General features: G+C 62.9%; 14 protein-coding genes. 5 read left to right on the forward strand and 9 right to left on the reverse strand.

Going from position 1 to position 17483, the window contains the following annotated elements; genetic code table 11:
• Positions 1–99 precede the first annotated feature (99 nt).
• On the forward strand, positions 100–1752 hold the full coding sequence (locus DZG07_RS21960) for a lysine--tRNA ligase (RefSeq protein ID WP_119820883.1): 1653 nt from the start codon (positions 100–102) through the stop codon (positions 1750–1752).
• Here the strand turns inward: DZG07_RS21960 and DZG07_RS21965 are convergent.
• Together DZG07_RS21965 and DZG07_RS21970 are read right to left on the reverse strand one after the other, a co-directional pair.
• Positions 1715–2635: a thermonuclease family protein gene (locus DZG07_RS21965; RefSeq protein ID WP_119820885.1), complete on the reverse strand. Its 921-nt coding sequence runs from the start codon at positions 2633–2635 to the stop codon at positions 1715–1717. The two genes, DZG07_RS21960 and DZG07_RS21965, sit on opposite strands and share 38 nt — an antisense overlap.
• Before the next feature lie 10 nt (positions 2636–2645).
• Positions 2646–3293, reverse strand: coding sequence for a helix-turn-helix transcriptional regulator (locus DZG07_RS21970; protein WP_091917937.1), 648 nt, complete (start codon positions 3291–3293; stop codon positions 2646–2648).
• Between the two features lie 145 nt (positions 3294–3438).
• Between DZG07_RS21970 and DZG07_RS21975 the strand changes: the two genes are divergently transcribed.
• Positions 3439–3645 carry a hypothetical protein gene (locus DZG07_RS21975; protein ID WP_119820887.1) on the forward strand — a complete coding sequence of 69 codons (207 nt, stop codon included), beginning with the start codon at positions 3439–3441 and terminating at the stop codon, positions 3643–3645.
• Positions 3646–3647: 2 nt separating this feature from the next.
• Positions 3648–4226: a Fic family protein gene (locus DZG07_RS21980; protein WP_119820888.1), complete on the forward strand. Its 579-nt coding sequence runs from the start codon at positions 3648–3650 to the stop codon at positions 4224–4226.
• A gap of 11 nt (positions 4227–4237) precedes the next feature.
• Here DZG07_RS21980 and DZG07_RS21985 read toward each other — a convergent pair whose 3' ends face one another.
• From DZG07_RS21985 to DZG07_RS22020, 7 genes are all read right to left on the reverse strand, one after another.
• A complete protein-coding gene (locus DZG07_RS21985) occupies positions 4238–4780 on the reverse strand; it encodes a thioesterase family protein (RefSeq protein ID WP_119820890.1) in 543 nt (180 codons plus the stop codon).
• Between the two features lie 21 nt (positions 4781–4801).
• A complete protein-coding gene (locus DZG07_RS21990; protein WP_119820892.1) occupies positions 4802–7021 on the reverse strand; it encodes a 3-hydroxyacyl-CoA dehydrogenase NAD-binding domain-containing protein in 2220 nt (739 codons plus the stop codon).
• A gap of 14 nt (positions 7022–7035) precedes the next feature.
• Positions 7036–8244: an acetyl-CoA C-acetyltransferase gene (locus DZG07_RS21995; RefSeq protein ID WP_119820894.1), complete on the reverse strand. Its 1209-nt coding sequence runs from the start codon at positions 8242–8244 to the stop codon at positions 7036–7038.
• A gap of 32 nt (positions 8245–8276) precedes the next feature.
• Complete coding sequence (locus DZG07_RS22000; RefSeq protein ID WP_119820896.1) at positions 8277–9449, reverse strand: acyl-CoA dehydrogenase family protein; 1173 nt, start codon at positions 9447–9449, stop codon at positions 8277–8279.
• Positions 9446–9892, reverse strand: coding sequence for an endonuclease domain-containing protein (locus tag DZG07_RS22005; RefSeq protein WP_119821972.1), 447 nt, complete (start codon positions 9890–9892; stop codon positions 9446–9448). Before DZG07_RS22005 ends, DZG07_RS22000 begins: the two co-directional genes overlap by 4 nt.
• Before the next feature lie 117 nt (positions 9893–10009).
• Positions 10010–11797, reverse strand: coding sequence for an acyl-CoA dehydrogenase C-terminal domain-containing protein (locus DZG07_RS22010; RefSeq protein ID WP_119820898.1), 1788 nt, complete (start codon positions 11795–11797; stop codon positions 10010–10012).
• A 278-nt stretch (positions 11798–12075) separates the two neighbouring features.
• On the reverse strand, positions 12076–12540 hold the full coding sequence (locus DZG07_RS22020) for a MerR family DNA-binding transcriptional regulator (RefSeq protein ID WP_162931697.1): 465 nt from the start codon (positions 12538–12540) through the stop codon (positions 12076–12078).
• 432 nt (positions 12541–12972) lie between these two features.
• On the opposite strand from DZG07_RS22020, the gene DZG07_RS22025 reads away from it, so the two are divergent.
• Together DZG07_RS22025 and DZG07_RS22030 are read left to right on the forward strand one after the other, a co-directional pair.
• Positions 12973–16791 (forward strand): peptidoglycan-binding protein, encoded by a 3819-nt coding sequence (locus DZG07_RS22025; protein WP_119821974.1) that lies wholly within the window; start codon positions 12973–12975, stop codon positions 16789–16791.
• Entirely contained in the window at positions 16791–17378 is a 588-nt protein-coding gene (locus tag DZG07_RS22030; protein ID WP_119820902.1) for a histidine phosphatase family protein, read from the forward strand. Before DZG07_RS22025 ends, DZG07_RS22030 begins: the two co-directional genes overlap by 1 nt.
• Positions 17379–17483 lie beyond the last annotated feature (105 nt).

A 17483-nucleotide genomic window follows, 5' to 3' on the forward strand; every position in this document is an offset into this window, starting at 1 on the left:
ACCGCAAGGAAAAACGCCCGCAATCGTTGACGCTTGTTGCCGCGCGCCTTAGAGCAGGCATCGCCGGACTGTGCCGGCAAATTATGCAGGAATGGCGACATGACGGGATCAAACATCATCGATCTCAACCCCGAACTTCTGGCGGCCGCGACGGAAAGCAAAGCCTGGCCGTTCGAGGAGGCGCGCAAAATCGTCGCGCGCTACAAAGGTCGCGATTTTCCCGAGACCGTCCTGTTCGAGACCGGCTACGGCCCGTCCGGCCTGCCGCATATCGGCACCTTCGGCGAAGTGGCGCGCACCACCATGGTGCGCCACGCCTTCCGCGTGCTGACGCAGGACAAGGTCAAGACCAGGCTGCTGTGCTTTTCCGACGACATGGACGGCATGCGCAAGATCCCCGAGAACGTACCGGACCGCGCCGGGCTTGAGCCCTATCTGCACATGCCGCTGACCGCCGTGCCAAATCCATTCGGCGGCGACTATGCCAGCTTCGGCGACCACAACAACGCGATGCTGCGCCGTTTCCTCGACACCTTCGGTTTCGACTACGAATTCGCCAGCGCCACCGAATATTACAAGGCCGGCCGCTTCGACGAGGTGCTGCTGCGCGCCGCCGCCAAGTATGACGACATCATGAAGGTGATGCTGCCGACGCTGGGCGAAGAGCGCCAGGCAACCTACAGCCCGTTCCTGCCGATCTCGCCCAAGAGCGGCCGCGTGCTCTACGTGCCGATGAAGAATGTCGACGCCAAGGCCGGCACCATCACCTTCGACGACGAGGACGGCCAGGAAACCACCCTGCCGGTGACCGGCGGGCGCGTGAAGCTTCAGTGGAAGCCGGATTTCGGCATGCGCTGGGCAGCGCTTAACGTCGATTTCGAGATGTTCGGCAAGGACCACCAGACCAACCAGACGATCTACGACCGCATCTGCGTCATCCTTGGCGGCCGCGCGCCGGAGCATTTCGTCTACGAGCTGTTCCTCGACGAGAACGGCCAGAAGATCTCGAAGTCGAAGGGCAACGGCCTGACCATCGACGAATGGCTGACCTATGCGCCGACGGAGAGCCTCGGCCTCTACATGTTCCAGCGCCCGCGCCAGGCCAAGAAGCTTTATTTCGACGTCATTCCCAAGGCGGTGGACGAATACTACGCCTTCCTTTCCGCTTACCCCAAGCAGGAGTGGAAGGAGCGGCTGGGCAACCCGGTCTGGCACATGCATGACGGCAACCCGCCGGCGATCGACATGCCGGTGACATTTGCGCTGCTGCTCAATCTCGTCAGCGCCTCCAACGCCGACAGCAAGGATGTGCTGTGGGGCTTCATCTCGCGCCACGCCAAGGATGTCACGCCGAAGTCGCATCCCGAGCTCGACCGGCTGGCCGCCTATGCGGTGCGCTATTTCGACGATTTCGTGAAGCCGACGAAGTCCTTCCGAAGCCCGGACGAGGTCGAGAACGCAGCGCTTCAGGCGCTGTCGGACGCGCTCGGCCAGTTGCCGGCGGATGCAAGCAGCGAGGCGATCCAGAACGCATCGCTCAATGTCGCCCGCAAGATCGAGCGCTATCAGGATCATTCCAAGCAGAGCCCGGAAGGCGGGCCCGGCGTTTCGGTCGCCTTCTTCCAGATGATCTATCAGGTGCTGATCGGCCAGGAACGCGGCCCGCGCTTCGGCTCGTTTGCCGCGCTCTACGGCATTGCCGAGACGCGCGCGCTCATTGCAAAGGCGCTTGCTGGCCAGTTGGCGGCGTAGGCGCAGGCGGGAAAGCGCCGGGAGCCACTGGAACAGTTTCCTGTGGCTCGACCGGAATACCCGGTGACTCATCCGGCGGCGGAAGCGGCGCCGGCAAGGCGCTTGTGGTCGAAGGCGAAAGCGTCACGCTGACGCGCGCCGGCGGCGGACCGAATATGCCCTTCTTGTCCGACTGGGCCTTTTCGCCGGCCTCCGCATAGGGGCCGCCGGTGGCGGCGCGCGCCCAGCCATTGGCCACCAGCCAGGCGCCGACATCCTCCTTGCCGACGCGGCAGTCGGCGGAAATGACGGCGCGGTCGGGCTCGGGCGGAACCGTGCAGGTGACGGCGCGGCCGCGCAGCCAGGAACGGAACGCCGTGCGCGCCCGCGCACCGCATGGCCACGACGTACCTTCGAAGCTGCACTCGTCGCTCGCCGGCACGGGTTCGATGCCGGCAATGGCGATCGAATAGCCCTTGGCCTCGATCTGCCCGGCCGAACTCGCCACCGGCTGGTAAAGCGGCGTGCCCTTCCAGTCTTCGGGGGCTACCGGCTTCGGCGGCTTGGGCGGCAGTGCGAGGCCGAGCTGGCTCAGCGGCTCGCGCGGCGCGATGCGCTCCAGCTCGCCGGATTTGGTCGATGGCGCGGCGTTGTTTTCCGGCGCAGGCGTCGGGGCTTCCGGAGCGACCGGCAAGACGCTGTCGTCGGCAGGCGAGCTCTGCTGCGTGTCGTCGGAGGGGGAGGAATCCTCATCCATCGGCGGGAGATCGGTTTCGTCGGGCACTTCGATCTTCGACGGATCGTAGGCTGCATCATTCGCCGTGATCGCGTGCCCGCCGGCAACGATGGCGAAGCTCAGGCCGAAAAGTGCAGCCACCGTCAGCGCGAATATGCCGGGACGCATCAGGCGGCGCCTACTGGCTTGCCCAGACGATGCGGGCGAGCCAATCGACATCGCCCATCGCTATGTTGCGGACCGGGTGTTCGGGGTTGATCGACAAAAGCTCGATTTCCTGCGCGCTGCGGCGCACCAGAACCTTGGCCATGACCTCGCCGGACTGCGTCTTGACGACCACGCGGTCGCCCTTGCGCACCGTCGCGCCCGGCTCGACGATCAGCACGTCGCCATTGCGGTAGAGCGGCAGCATGGAATCGCCCTGCACCTGCAACGCGTAGGAGTTCTCGGTCGACTGCGCCGGCAGTTCGATCAGGTCCCAGCCCTGCCCGGCCGGAAAGCCGGCATCGTCGAAGAAGCCGCCAGCACCGGCCTGCGCAAAACCAAGCAGCGGCACCGAGGATTTCTGCACCGGTAGCGGCCGGTCATCCTTGGATCGTCCCTCGACGAGCCCGAGAAACTCGTCCAGCGAGGAATTCGTCGCCTCGATGATTTTTGCCAGCGACTCGGTCGAAGGCCAGCGCGGACGACCGTCGGCGGAAGCACGCTTCGACTTGTTGAAGGCAGTGGAATCGAGCCCTGCCCGCTTCGCCAGCCCGGAAGCCGAGAGCGAGTATCGTTCGGCCAGCGCATCGATGGCGGCCCAGACCCGGTCGTGCGAAAGCATCGTCATGGTCCCGAAACAGGAAAAAATACCTCTATGTTCTAGCGCGGGTGCGAGAGGTTGTCCAGACGATCGATGCTCGAAGCAATCCCTTATGCCGTGAAATTCACTTTGCCCGATTTATGCTGGCCATGGTACTTTCCCGACCATGAAGAATAGGCCTCGTTCCGCACCCAAAAAGCTGCAACCCGGCAAGCTGACCCGTTCGCGGGGAGAAAAAATCAGCGCGGTCGAGGGCTTGGCGCTGTCGTCGCGTATGAGTGGAATCCTGGCACATGCGGAGCGCAATGGTCTGAGCGGCGAAGAAAGCCGCGCCCTCATCCGGGCCGCATTCACCAGCAAAAAAACTGGCTGAGCGTGAGTTATACGGCAGAGCACGACCCGCTTTGCTATCCGGGTACAACCGTTCTCAAGAACAAGCTCGATATTCGAAGCCAGTCAGATTTGGACGAGTACGAACTCGCCGTGTTCCTGACGCGCGCCGACGAGGACTGGCCAGCGGGACAACTGGATTACGAACACTACAAGGCCCTTCATCATCACCTGTTTCAGGATGTCTATGATTGGGCCGGTAAGCGGCGCACGATTCGCATAGGCAAGAACGGCAACTGGTTCTGTTACCCGGAATACATCGACCAGGAGATGGATCGTATCTTTGAAGAGCTGGCAGACAGCAACCACCTGACAGAACTCTCCGTCTATGACTTCGCCAAGGAGACTGCGCATGTCCTGGCCGAAATCAACGCGGTACATCCTTTTCGCGAAGGCAACGGCCGCACTCAACTGGCGCTTCTGTCAATTCTCGCCGAGCATGCGGGCTTCCCCTTCGACGACGACAAGCTTGACCGCGACCGCGTGATCCAGGCGATGGTCGACAGTTTTTCGGGAAACGAAGCGCCGCTATCCGATCTGATCCGAGATATCGTATCGCCCTGAAGGGCGCCCCCTCAGCCTTTCTTCGCCAGCGAGCGCAGACCGTCGTGGGATTGCATGAAGATGCGCTCGGCTTCGTTCGGCGCGCGGGCTTTCGCCTCGCTGCCGAGTGCTGCGATCACTTCGTCGATTTCGAGGAAGCGGCGGTTGCGGGCGTCGTAGACGCCGGCGGTCGTCAGCACCAGCGCTGCGGTGACGCCATTGTCGAGGATGAATTCATGACGGCCTATGACCTGGGTTCCCTCCCAGGTCTCGACCGTGGAAACGACATCGAACTGCCGCCACAGCCTGATTTCGCGCACGAAGACGGACTGGAGCCCGCCCATCATCGGCGCCCAGCTATTCCTGCGCGCCAGCCTGATCAGGCCTGCGCGCAGAAAGATATCGATGCGGCCAAGATCGGCCAGCATCATGTAGCGGGCATTGTTCAGGTGCATGTTGGTGTCGATGTCGGTGGGCAGGCAGCGAAAGCTCAGCCTGCTTTCATCGCCCATGCGATAGATGCCGCGGCGACGCGCCGTCACCGCGGTCTTTAGAAGCCGTGCCCAGACATACATGCTTTTCGCTGAAAGCGGCCGTCAGGCCGCCTTCTTCGCCTCCGCCTTGGCATAAGGATCGAAGCGCTCGTAGAAGGTTTCGCCCTTCTCGGCCATGTCGTGGAGAAGCTTGGGCGCCTTGAACTCAACGCCATATTTCTTCTGCAGCGACTTCGCGAGCTTGACGAACTTTTGGGCGCCAATGCCATCGATATAGGACAGCGTACCGCCGGTATAAGGCGCGAAGCCGAAGGCGAGGATCGAGCCGACGTCGGCCTCGCGCGGGTCGGTGACGATGCCCTCTTCCATGACGCGCGCCGCCTCCAGCGCAATCACCACGAGGAAGCGCTGCTTCAGCTCCTCGAAGTCGATCTTGTCGGGGTTGCGCTGCTTGTAGAGGTCCTTCAGGCCGGGCCACAGCTTCTTCTTGGCGGGCTTTGCCGGATAGTCGTAAAAGCCCTTGCCGTTCTTGCGGCCGAAGCGACCATGGTCGTCGACCATGGTGTTGATGAGCTTCATCTGCTCGGGATCGACGGCCTTCTCGCCGAGATCGCGGATGGTCTGCTTCATGATCTTCTGGGCGAGGTCGACTGCCGTCTCGTCGGTCAGCGCCAGCGGCCCGACCGGCATGCCGGCAGCGCGCGCGGCATTCTCGACCATCGGTGCCGGCACGCCCTCGATCAGCATCTTGAAGGCTTCCGACATGTAGCGCAGCACGCAGCGATTGACGTAGAAGCCGCGTGTGTCGTTGACGACGATCGGCGTCTTCTTGATGGCGCGGACATAGTCGATCGCCACCGCCAGCGCCTTGTCGCCGGTCTTCTTGCCCAGGATGATCTCGACCAGCAGCATCTTGTCGACCGGCGAGAAGAAGTGGACGCCGATGAAATTCTTCGGCCGCTTCGAATTCTGCGCCAGCGACGTGATCGGAATGGTCGAGGTGTTGGAGGCGAAGACCGCCGCAGGCTTCAGCACCGCCTCGGCCTTCTCGGTTGCGCCCTTCTTGACCTCGGAATCCTCGAACACCGCCTCGACGACAAGATCGCAGCCGTCGAGATCGGCATAGTCAGCGGTCGGCGTGATCAGCGAGAGAAGCTTGTCCTTGTCTTCCGCCTTGGCACGGCCCTTCTTGACCTGATCGGAGATCAGGCTTTCCGAATGGGCCTTGCCCTTGGCGGCGGATTCAATGTCGCGGTCTAGCAGCACCACCGGAATGCCGGCCTTGGCCGTGACATAGGCGATGCCAGCACCCATGAAGCCGGCGCCGAGCACGCCGATCTTCTTGAACTTGGTGGGGGCGACGCCTTCCGGGCGGCGCGCGCCTTTGTTGAGTTCCTGCAGCGACACGAACAGCGAGCGGATCATCATCGCCGCTTCCGTCGTCTGCATGATCTGCGTGAAATAGCGCTGCTCGATCCTGAGGCCGGTGTCGAACGGCACCAGCAGGCCTTCATAGACGCATTTCAGGATCGCGCTTGCCGCCGGATAGTTGCCGTAGGTCTCGCGGCGCAGGATGGCGATTGCCGGTGGCCAGAGATTGGCTCCCGCCGCCGAATAGACCGGGCCGCCCGGCAGCTTGAAGCCCTTTTCATCCCAGGGCTGGACCGGCTTCAGGCCGTTCTTGATCATCGCCTTGGCGGTTTCGATCAGTTTTGCCGGCTCGGCGATCTCGTGGATAAGGCCCATACCCTTGGCCTTCTGCGGCGAAAGGTTCTGGCCGGACGTCAGCATCTGGAGAGCCGACTGCGGATCGGCCAGGCGCGGCACGCGCTGGGTGCCGCCGGCGCCGGGGAAGATGCCGACCTTCACCTCGGGCAGCGCCATCTTCACCTTGTCGGAATCGGCTGCAACGCGGCCATGGCAGGACAGCGACATTTCGAATGCGCCGCCCATGCAGGTGCCGTTGATGGCCGAGACCCAAGGCTTGCCGGAGGTTTCGAGCTTGCGGAACAGCGCGCCCATGCGGCCGGCAGTGTCGAACAGAAGTTTTACCGCCTTGTCGTGGTCCTTGGCCTCTTCCTCATGGAACAGCGTCAGCATGCGCTTCAGCATGGTCAGGTCGGCGCCGCCGGAGAACGAGTCCTTGCCGGAGGTGATGACCGCGCCCTTGATCGCCGCATCGCCTGCGACCTGGTCGATGATCTTGTCGAGTTCGTTCATCACCTCCTCGGTGAAGACGTTCATCGATTTTTCCGGCATGTCCCAGGTGACGAGTGCGATGCCGTCAGCGTCGGTTTCGACCGTGAAATTTGTGTAGGTCATGTTCTTCCTCCCGGTCAGACGCGTTCGATAATCGTGGCGGTGCCCATGCCGGCGCCGATGCACAGCGTCACCAGCGCGGTGTTGAGGTCGCGCCGCTCCAGCTCGTCCAGCACCGTACCGAAGATCATGGCGCCGGTGGCGCCCAGCGGGTGGCCCATGGCGATGGCGCCGCCATTGACGTTGATCCTGTCGTGCGGAATGTCGAAAGCCTGCATATAGCGCAGCACCACCGAGGCGAAGGCTTCGTTGAGTTCGAACAGGTCGATGTCCGAGATCTTCATCTTGGCGCGCTTCAACAGCTTTTCCGTCACGTCGACCGGGCCGGTTAGCATCAGCACCGGCTCCGAGCCGATGTTGGAGAAGGCGCGGATGCGCGCGCGCGGCTTGATGCCGAGCGACTTGCCGGCCTTCTTGGAGCCGAGCAGCACGGCGGCCGCGCCATCGACGATGCCCGACGAATTGCCGGCATGGTGGACGTGGTTGACCTCCTCCACTTCCGGGTGCTTCTGCACCGCGACCGCGTCGAAGCCGCCCATTTCGCCGGGCATGACGAAGGATGGGTTGAGCGAGGCCAGTGACTGCATGTCGGTGGACGGGCGCATATGCTCGTCACGGTCGAGGATGGTCAGCCCGTTCTGGTCCTTCACCGGAATGACCGACTTCTTGAACCAGCCCTTTTCCCAGGCGTGCGCTGCGCGCTTCTGGCTTTCGACGGCATAGGCGTCGACGTCGTCACGCGAAAAACCATACTTCGTGGCAATCAGGTCGGCAGAGATGCCCTGCGGCACGAACCAGCCGGGAAAACCGACCGACGGGTCCATGAACCAGGCGCCGCCAGACATGCCCATGCCGACGCGCGACATCGATTCCACGCCGCCGGCAATGACGATATCGTCCGACCCTTGAGCGATCTTGGCGGCGCCGAAATTGATGGCATCAAGGCCAGAGGCGCAGAAGCGCGAAATCTGCATGCCGGGCGCTTTGGTGTCGTAGCCGGCCTCGAAGGCGGCAGCGCGCGGAATGACCGAGCCCGCCTCGCCGACCGGATCGACGCAGCCGAAGATGATGTCGTCGACCGTGCCGGTGTCGAGATCGTTGCGGTCGCGCAGTGCCTCCAGCACTTTCGCGCCGAGCCTTACGGCCGGCACTTCATGCAGCGAGCCGTCCTTCTTGCCGCGTCCGCGCGGTGTGCGCACGGCGTCATAGACATAAGCGTCAGCCATCTTTTTTCTCCCAGTGTTTCAGGATCAGCGCGTCACAGGCTGCGCGCGATCAACAGTTTCATGATTTCGTTGGTGCCGCCATAGATGCGCTGCACGCGGGCGTCGCGGTACATGCGGGCGATCGGATATTCGTTCATGTAGCCATAGCCGCCATGCAGTTGCAGGCATTCGTCGACGACCTTGCCCTGCAGGTCCGACAGCCAGTATTTCGCCATGGATGCCGTTACCGGATCGAGCCCACCATTAATGTGACGCTCGACGCAATTGTTGTAAAAGACACGGCCGATGGTGACCTCGGTCTTCAGCTCGGCAAGCTTGAACTGGGTGTTCTGGAAGTCGAGGATCGTCTTGCCAAAGGCCTTGCGCTCCTTGACGTAGTCGATGGTCAGCGCCAGCGCCCGCTCGGCCATGGCAATCGCCGTCGTGCCGATCTGCAGGCGTTCCTGCGGCAATTGCTGCATGAGCTGGACAAAGCCCTGCCCTTCCTCGTGACCCAGGAGGTTCGCAGTCGGCACGCGGACGTCGTTGAAGAACAGCTCCGACGTGTCGTTCGACTTCAGGCCGATTTTGTCGAGGTTGCGGCCGCGCTCGAAGCCTTCGACCTCGTCGGTCTCGACCACGATCAGCGACGTGCCCTTGGCGCCCTTGGCCGGGTCGGTCTTGGTGACGACGATGATCAGATTGGCGAGCTGGCCGTTGGTGATGAAGGTTTTTGAGCCATTGATGCGGTACTGGTTGCCATCCTTCTCGGCGCGCGTCTTGACGCCCTGGAGGTCGGAGCCCGCGCCGGGCTCCGTCATGGCGATGGCGCCGATCAGCTCGCCGCTCGCCATCTTCGGCAGCCATTTTTTCTTTTGCTCTTCCGAGCCATAGTGGAGGATGTAGGGCGCGACGATCGAGTTATGCAGCGCTATGCCGAAGCCATCGACGCCGACATGGCTGATCGCCTCGATGATAGCGCTCTCATGGGCAAAGGTGCCGCCCGAGCCGCCATATTCCTCAGGCATGGAAGCGCAGAGCAGACCGTTCTCGCCGGCCTTCTGCCAGCTCTCGCGGTCAAAGATCTCGGCCTTCTCGAATTCATCGTAGCGCGGCGCGATCTCGGCCTCGAGGAACTTCGACGCCATATCGTAGAGCATGGCGACGTCTTCGCCAGCCCATTCGGGCTTCGGCAGGCCAAGCACTTCTGCTGGATTGGTGGTCATGGGTTCACTCCATCCGCGGCGCCAACGTCCCCCTCCCCCTTGAGGGGAGGGTGGCCGCGAAGCGGTCGGGAGGGGTCGCCGACGAGATACTCGGCCTTTTCCTTCACCGCCTGCGCTACGTGCCAGGCACTGTTCATAACATCCGGCTCATCCATCCTGAGAATCGTGTAGCCAAGAGATTTCAAATATGCATCGCGATTTGCATCGTGGCGCTTGCCGTTTTCGGTCTCATGGAGATCACCGTCGACCTCGACAATCAATCGGACCGACGGGCAAAGAAAATCGACGATATATGGCCCGATCGGCGCTTGGCGCCTGAACTTGAGGTCATGTGCTCGCAACTCGCGCAGTTCGTACCAGAGCAGCGATTCCGCTTTCGTCCCGTGGAGACGAAGCGAGCGCGCCTTTTGCCGCATTTCGAAACTGACACGGGTTCGGGGCACTTTACCAATTCTCCCAACGTGCATTTTCAGACTTGAGGTCGGCGCATGGCCGCGCTGACCCCTCCCGACCGCTTCGCGGCCACCCTCCCCTCAAGGGGGAGGGGAACGCCGAGCACCCTAAAACGCTTCCGCGTCCAGCGCCATCATCGTGTCGGCACCGGTGGAGATGCGGGCGAGGTGTGCCGCCGTCTCGGGCATCACCCGCTCCATGAAGTAGCGGCCGGTGACCAGCTTGTTTTCATAGAAGGCGGCCGAGCCGTTGCCGAGCTTGCCCTGCGCCGTCTTGGCCATGCGCGCCCACATATAGCCGAGCGCGACGAGGCCGAAGAGGTGCAGATAGTCAGTCGAGGCAGCACCGGCATTGTCGGGCTTCTGCATGGCATTCTGCATCAACCACATGGTGGCGGCCTGGAGATCGTTGAGGCCCTTCTTGAGCGCCTTGGTGAAAGGCGCCATCTTCTCGTCCGCGCGGTTTTCCTCGCAGAATTCGCCGACTTCCTTGAAGAAGGCCTGCACGGCGCGGCCGCCATTCATCGCCAGCTTGCGGCCGACGAGGTCGAGCGCCTGGATGCCGTTGGCGCCTTCATAGATCATGGCGATGCGGGCATCGCGCACGAACTGGCTCATGCCGTGTTCTTCGATATAGCCATGGCCGCCGAAGACCTGCTGCGCCATGACGGCGTGGTCGAAACCCTTGTCGGTCAGCACGCCCTTCACGATCGGGGTCATCAGGCCCATATGGTCGTCCGCCGTCTGGCGCTCGCCATCGTCGCCCGAACCATGGGCGACATCCGACTTCAGCGCGGTCCACAAAACCAGCGCGCGACCGGCTTCGTTGAAGGACTTCATGGTCATCAGGTTGCGGCGGATATCCGGGTGGACGATGATCGGATCGGCCTTCTTGTCCGGCGCCTTGGGGCCTGACAGCGAGCGACCCTGGATGCGCTCCTTGGCGTAGGTCACCGCGTTCTGATAGGCGACTTCCGACATCGCCAGCCCCTGCAGGCCGACGCCGAGACGGGCTTCGTTCATCATCGTGAACATGGCCTTGAGGCCGCCGTTCTCGGCCCCCAGCAGCTTGCCGGTCGCCTCGTCGTAATTCATGACGCAGGTGGCGTTGCCGTGAATGCCCATCTTCTCTTCGATGGAGCCACAGGAAACGCCGTTGCGCTCGCCGGGGTTGCCATCCGCATCGAGATGGAACTTCGGCACGATGAACAGCGAAATGCCCTTCACGCCTTCTGGCGCACCCTCGATGCGGGCCAGCACCAGATGGACGATGTTGTCGGCCATGTCGTGCTCGCCGGCCGAGATGAAGATCTTCTGGCCGGAAATCTTGTAGGTGCCGTCGCCATTGGGCACTGCCTTGGTGCGCAGCAGGCCGAGATCGGTGCCGCAATGCGGCTCGGTCAGGTTCATGGTGCCGGTCCAGCTGCCCTCGACCAGCTTCGGCAGCCAGGTGTTCTTCTGCTCTTCTGTACCGTGGACGAGGATGGCAGCCATCGCGCCCTGCGTCAGGCCGGGATACATCATCAGCGCCATATTGGCCGAGACCATGTATTCGGCGACCGCCGTGTGCAGCGAGTAAGGCAGGCCCTGGCCACCATATTCGGCCGGCACCGCAAGACCCATCCAGCCGCCTTCGCGATACTGATCGTAGGCTTCCTTGAAGCCCGTAGGCGTCGTCACCGAGCCGTCGTCATGGCGCACGCAACCTTCGAGGTCACCGGTGCGGTTGGTCGGCTGGAGCACGTTTTCGGAAAGCTTCGCGCCTTCGGCCAGAATGGCTTCCAGCACATCGGGGGTAGCGTCGGAAAATCCGGGAAGATTGCTGTAGCGCTCGTAGCCAAGCACCTCATTCAGCACGAAAAGCGTATCCTCGACCGGGGCCCGGTATGTCGGCATCTTAAATCCTCCGCCACAATACTATGCGGCTCCCGACGCGCGTAATCCAAGCGTCGAGTCCGCTTTCCAGATCGCCATAGCAATAATTGACGTTTGCGTAAACGTCAATTTTTTCATGGTTGTGAATTTTCTGAAGGAGGACGGCGGCAAGAGACCGCAAAGCTAGCCGCAAGTCCACGTCGACAATATGAAAAAAGCCACACAATGTCGTCGGACATTGTGTGGCTCAGTTTTCGAAATGCCCGAGGCCGAAAAGGCCTTCAGGCATCAGCACCGGCTCAGCCGTTGGCGGCAACCGGCAGCGGGCGGTCGGCAAGCATGCCGCGCACCGCCGACATGGCATTGCTGAGTTCGCCGATGGCGTCCTCGATCGCCTCGCGCTGCTTGTGCAGGCGCGAAAGCTGCTTTTCCGACTTGTCGAGAGCGAGCTTGAGCTGCTTGGCGTTGGTGCCCTTGGGATCGTAGAGATCCATCATCTGCTTGACGTCACGCAGCGAGAAGCCAACCTTCCTGCCGAGCAGGATCAGCTTCAGCCTTGCCTCTTCGCGATGGGTGTAAAGACGCGTGCTGCCTTCCCGCTTCGGGTTCAGCAGGCCCTTGTCTTCATAGAAACGAAGCGTGCGAAGGGTCACGCCGTATTTCTTGGCTATTTCGCCGATGCGGGAAAGATCGGTTTCCGCCGCGTCGGTAACAGTTTCGGTCATGGCCGCCGTGTTGCCGGCCTGCATAAGCTTCATCGTCATGTTCTTTTGCTTCCCCGTTGGCCACCGCGGTTTGACCGGCGGGGCCTGAACGAAAGCAATCGGGGCTGTGCTTCCGTTCGTGGTTTCAACGAATACTGCGCAAGGGTGCTCAAGCACCGCTTACGTTTACGTAAATGCTATACTCAGAGTGCCGTTACGTTGCAAGCGCCAACTGAATGAAACTGTTTTGCGACTTTTCGTTGCATTCTTCGCCGCGCGGTAAGGTTGGTTAACAACTTGTTTACCACGTTGGGGGAAATGTGCGCATGTCGGTCTGCCGTGGATAGTCTGTATTCGAATTGTTCATGGTTTTCGGAGCGCGGGAAAAACCCTGGAAAGCCAAGCTTTCCGCTGTTCACCCAGCCGCATCGGTCCCGACGGGGAAGTTGAAGAACCTGGCCGAAAACCAGCAACGGGCGAATGGGCGTTTCGATGAACAGCAAGCGGTCCTATCTCGACACACTCAATACCGGGAGGCTACGCAAGCCTCACACCACGCTCGAGGAACTGAACCGTTCGCTGGAGAACCTTGAGCAGCGCCTCAGCCGGCCGCAGGATGCCGGCCTGGACTTTTCACGCGAGCGCGACGACATGCGCCGCCAGCAGCGCTTCGCCGACCTGCCCTACGGCCAGAACCGCAGGGAAGACACCCGCGCCTATGCCGCTGCCCCGCAGCCGGCACCGCGCGCGTCCTACGACCAGCCCTACCAGACGATCGCCCGCGACCTCGACCGCGTGCGCGCGCAGGAAGACGGCGTCGCTGCCTTCGGCAAGATCGCTGCGGAACTGCAGGCGCTGCGCGAAGACCTTCGCCAGCAGGTGACCTCCGGCATGCGCCGCGAATTCGAAGCGGTGCGCGAGGACATCAGGCGCGCTTACGCTTCAGGCGCTACCAAGGGCGGGGTCGACGAACTCGGCGTCGAATTCGAGCGCCTGTCGAGCGCCATCCATTCGCTTTCGGAACGCAGCGACGACAAGAGCATCAACATGCTCCGTCTCGAACTGGAGCAGGTCAAAGGCTCGCTCGATCTGCTGGCGCGCGAAGAAACGGTGCGCTCGGTCGATCGCCGCTGGGACGACTTCAACAAGCGCTGGACGGATTTCGAGGACCGCATTTCGACCGGATCGCACGACCCGGCGATTTCCGCACTGACCTCGCGGCTTGAGCAGATCAACGACGCCGTCAACAACCTGCCCGAATCGCTGTCGCTGCGCTCGCTGGAAGAAAAGGTGCGCACACTGGCCGGCGCGGTCGACCATTTCGCCCGCCAGCAGGAAAATGCCGACGCCAACACTTTCGGCCAGATCGAGGTGCGGCTGGACGAGATCTCGCGCGCCATCGTCGCCTCGACGGCGGCAGCCACCCTACCCAATTTCGATCCCGCTCCCTTCGAGCGCATCGAAGCGCGGATTTCAGCACTGGCCCGCCAGATCGAGGAAGTCGCCGGCGACCAACCCACCGGCAATGAGGTGATGGAGCGCCTCGGCCTGCTCTCCAGCCGCGTCGACCAGATCACGCAGCAGATTCACCTGCCGGAAGCGGCGGTGGAGCGTCTCGGCAAGCAGATCGCCATCATCGCCGACAAGATCGACCGCGCACCGGCCACACCGGATGCGGACTATATTTTCCAGGGCATCGAGCAGCGCTTCGATCACCTGTCCGATATGATCGAACGCCGCCAGGGCGACGCTGCCGAACAGAGCAACACGCTGTTCCGCGATCTCGAGCGCCGGCTCGATGAAGTTGCCGACCGTCTCGACCAGCGCGCGCATGCGCCGGCGCTGGACAATAGCGGCATCATGGACGCCATCGACGCGCGCTTCGCCACGCTTGCCGAACGTCTTGAAGCGCGCCAGCCCGAGCCGGCCGACAACGCCGCCATCCGCAAGCTCGAAGCACGGCTCGAAAGCATTTCGAGCCGGCTCGATTCGTCTGCCAGCCAGTTCGCCAATATCGATCCGGACCTGATCCGCAATCTCGAAGCGCAGGTTTCCGGCCTGTCGCAGCACCTCGCCCGTCCGTCGAGCCCGCTGCCGGAATTCGAGGATATCGGCCCGCGCCTCAACGACATCGAAAAGTCGATCGCCGGCAGCCATGACAGCATCCTCGAGGCCGCGCGTCAGGCCGCCGAAAGTGCTGTCCGCTCGCTGTCGGGTTCGCAGACGCATACGGTGGCAGTGTCCGGCCTCGCCGACGACCTGAAGGCGCTGGAAGCACTGACGCGCCGTTCCGACGAGCGCAACACCAAGACCTTCGAGGCAATCCACGACACGCTCCTGAAGATCGTCGACCGGCTTGGCTCGCTGGAACAGGACGAGCGCCCGACCAGCAAGGTCGAGCCCGAGCCCCTCAACACGCTGCGCAAGATGGCGCTGCAGGACACGCCGTCGCTCGATTTCGACGATGGCTTGCCGCTGGTCGAGGCCGAAGATCGCCCCGCGACTTCGCGCGTCGGCAGCACGCTCACGCCGGCTCAGGCAGCGGCAGCCGCCGCAGTCGCGGCGCTCGATTCGGATACGATTGCCGAAGACGAGCCGGAGGCCGGTTCACGCTCGATGTTCGGCGGCCTTGGCCGCGTCTTCAAGGGCCGCAAGGGGCAGGCTGCCGCACAGGCCGCAACCGCTGCCCCTGCCGACGCCATAGCCAAGGACGAAGCACCGAGCGTCGACCTCGACGAGCCGCTTGATCCCAAATTCGCCAACCGGCCGCTCGAACCCGGTTCCGGCGCGCCCGACCTCAACGCCATCATGCGCCGCGTGCGCGACGAGCGAGGCCAGCCGGCAAAGCCTGTCGAAACAGAAGCTGCCAAGGCCGATTTCATCGCCGCCGCGCGCCGCGCCGCACAGGCAGCAGCTGCGGAAGCCGAAGCGCTGAAGCGCGATTCCAGCCTGAAGGGCCCGGTGAAGGCACTACGCATCGGCGATCTGCTCAAGGCACGCCGCAAGCCGATCCTGATGGCCGCCGCCGCGATCATGCTGGCGCTGGCCGGCCTGCAGCTCGGCAAGGCCTTCATGGCCGGCGATGCCGAGGTGGCGGAAGTGGTGACAACGCCGGCAATCGTCCAGCCAGCCGAGCAGTCCGCTCAAGTTGCCATGGCCGAAGCACCGCAGGCGCCCATCCAGATGGACAGCCTTGCCGACGCCCGCGGCGAAGCCTCGGCCACCCGCACCGTCGACCTGCCGCAGGACTCTCTTGCCGCCGATCCTGAACCGACGCCGGAAGAGGCGACCGCCGCCATTAGCGAGCCGGCCCCGGCTCCCGAAACGACGGCTTCGACATCTCCCGCCTATCAGCCAATCGATAATCCGGCGACGGTCATGAACACCCCGGCCGAGCCTATGCTTGCCAGCCCCGTTCCGGCCAATCCGGTCACGCCTGCTGCCACCACGGCTGCCGTCAGCGTGCCGACGGAAGCCGGCCCGGTGGCGCTGCGCGAAGCAGCTGGTTCCGGCGACGCCAAGGCGCTGTTCGAAGTCGGCTCGCGCTATGCCGACGGTCGCGGCGTCAAGGCCGACATGAAGGCAGCCGCCAAATGGTACGAGCAATCGGCCGAGGCAGGGTTTGCACCGGCGCAGTACCGCATCGGCAATTTCTACGAAAAGGGCCTCGGCGTCGACCGCGACGTGGACAAGGCCAAGACCTGGTATCAGCTGGCCGCCAGCCAGGGCAATGCCAGCGCCATGCACAATCTGGCCGTTCTGTTCGCCATGGGTGCCGACGGCACCGCCGACAATGAATCGGCTGCGCGCTGGTTCATCCAGGCGGCCGAACTCGGCGTCAAGGACAGCCAGTTCAATCTCGGCATCCTCGCCGCCAAGGGCGTCGGCATGCCGCAGAACCTCGAAGAGTCCTACAAGTGGTTCGCCCTCGTCGCCAAGACCGGCGACAAGGATGCTTCCGCCAAGCGCGACGAGATCGCCCATGCGCTGCGCCCCGAACAGCTGGAACGCGCCCGCGCGGCAACCGAACTCTGGAAGGCAAAGCCGCTCGACACGGCATCGAACTCGGTCGACATCCCCGAAGCCTGGCAGGAAAGCCAGGGCACGACCGCCAGCGTCGACATGAAGAAGGCCGTCCGCAACATCCAGGCCATCCTCAACAAGAACGGCTACGATGCCGGCGGCGCCGACGGCATGATGGGCCAGAAGACCAAGAACGCCATCGCCGCCTTCCAGAAAGCCAACGGCATGGACGCCACCGGCGAGATCGACGAAAAGGTCGTGCGGGCCCTGCTGGCGCTCAACAAATAATGGCAGTCGCCTACTTCGTCACGCACCCCGAGGTCATCATCGATCCCGAGGTGCCCGTGCCGCAGTGGGGACTGTCCGCCCGGGGACACGAACGCCTACAGGCCTTTTGCGCCCGCCCGATCCTGAATTCGGTGAGCGACATTTTCGTCAGCGACGAACGCAAAGCGCTGGACTGCGCCGAGACGCTCAAATCTCTGCGCAACCTCGAATTCCGCATAGACCCTCGCCTCGGCGAAAACGACCGCTCGTCCACCGGCTATGTCGCGCCGCCGCGCTTCTGGGAGATCGTCGCGGAATTCTTCGCCCATCCTGATACCAGCATCCTGGGTTGGGAAACGGCGGCAGACGCACAGCGGCGCATCAAAACGGCAGTGACCGAGAGCATCGCCGGCCGAACCGGCAAGGGAGACGTCGTCATATTCTCCCACGGCGGGGTCGGTACGCTGTTGTTATGCGACCTGCTGGGAGAACCGATTTCGCAGAATAGAAGCCAGCCGATCAGCGGAGGCGGCTGCTATTTTGCGTTTGATGCGGATACATTGGCCATTCGCCACACTTGGCAAGACATCGTGCCGGAACAATCCTGAAAGTTAATCCTGAAGCGAGCGATCCGATGGGTTCATCGGGCGGCCGAACTCGCTATCTATTCCACCATGTTGACGAAGACCCCGCCAAGGCTTAATGATACAGAC

This window comes from Mesorhizobium sp. DCY119 (assembly GCF_003590645.1).
In the GTDB taxonomy this organism is placed as follows: Bacteria; Pseudomonadota; Alphaproteobacteria; order Rhizobiales; family Rhizobiaceae; genus Mesorhizobium_M.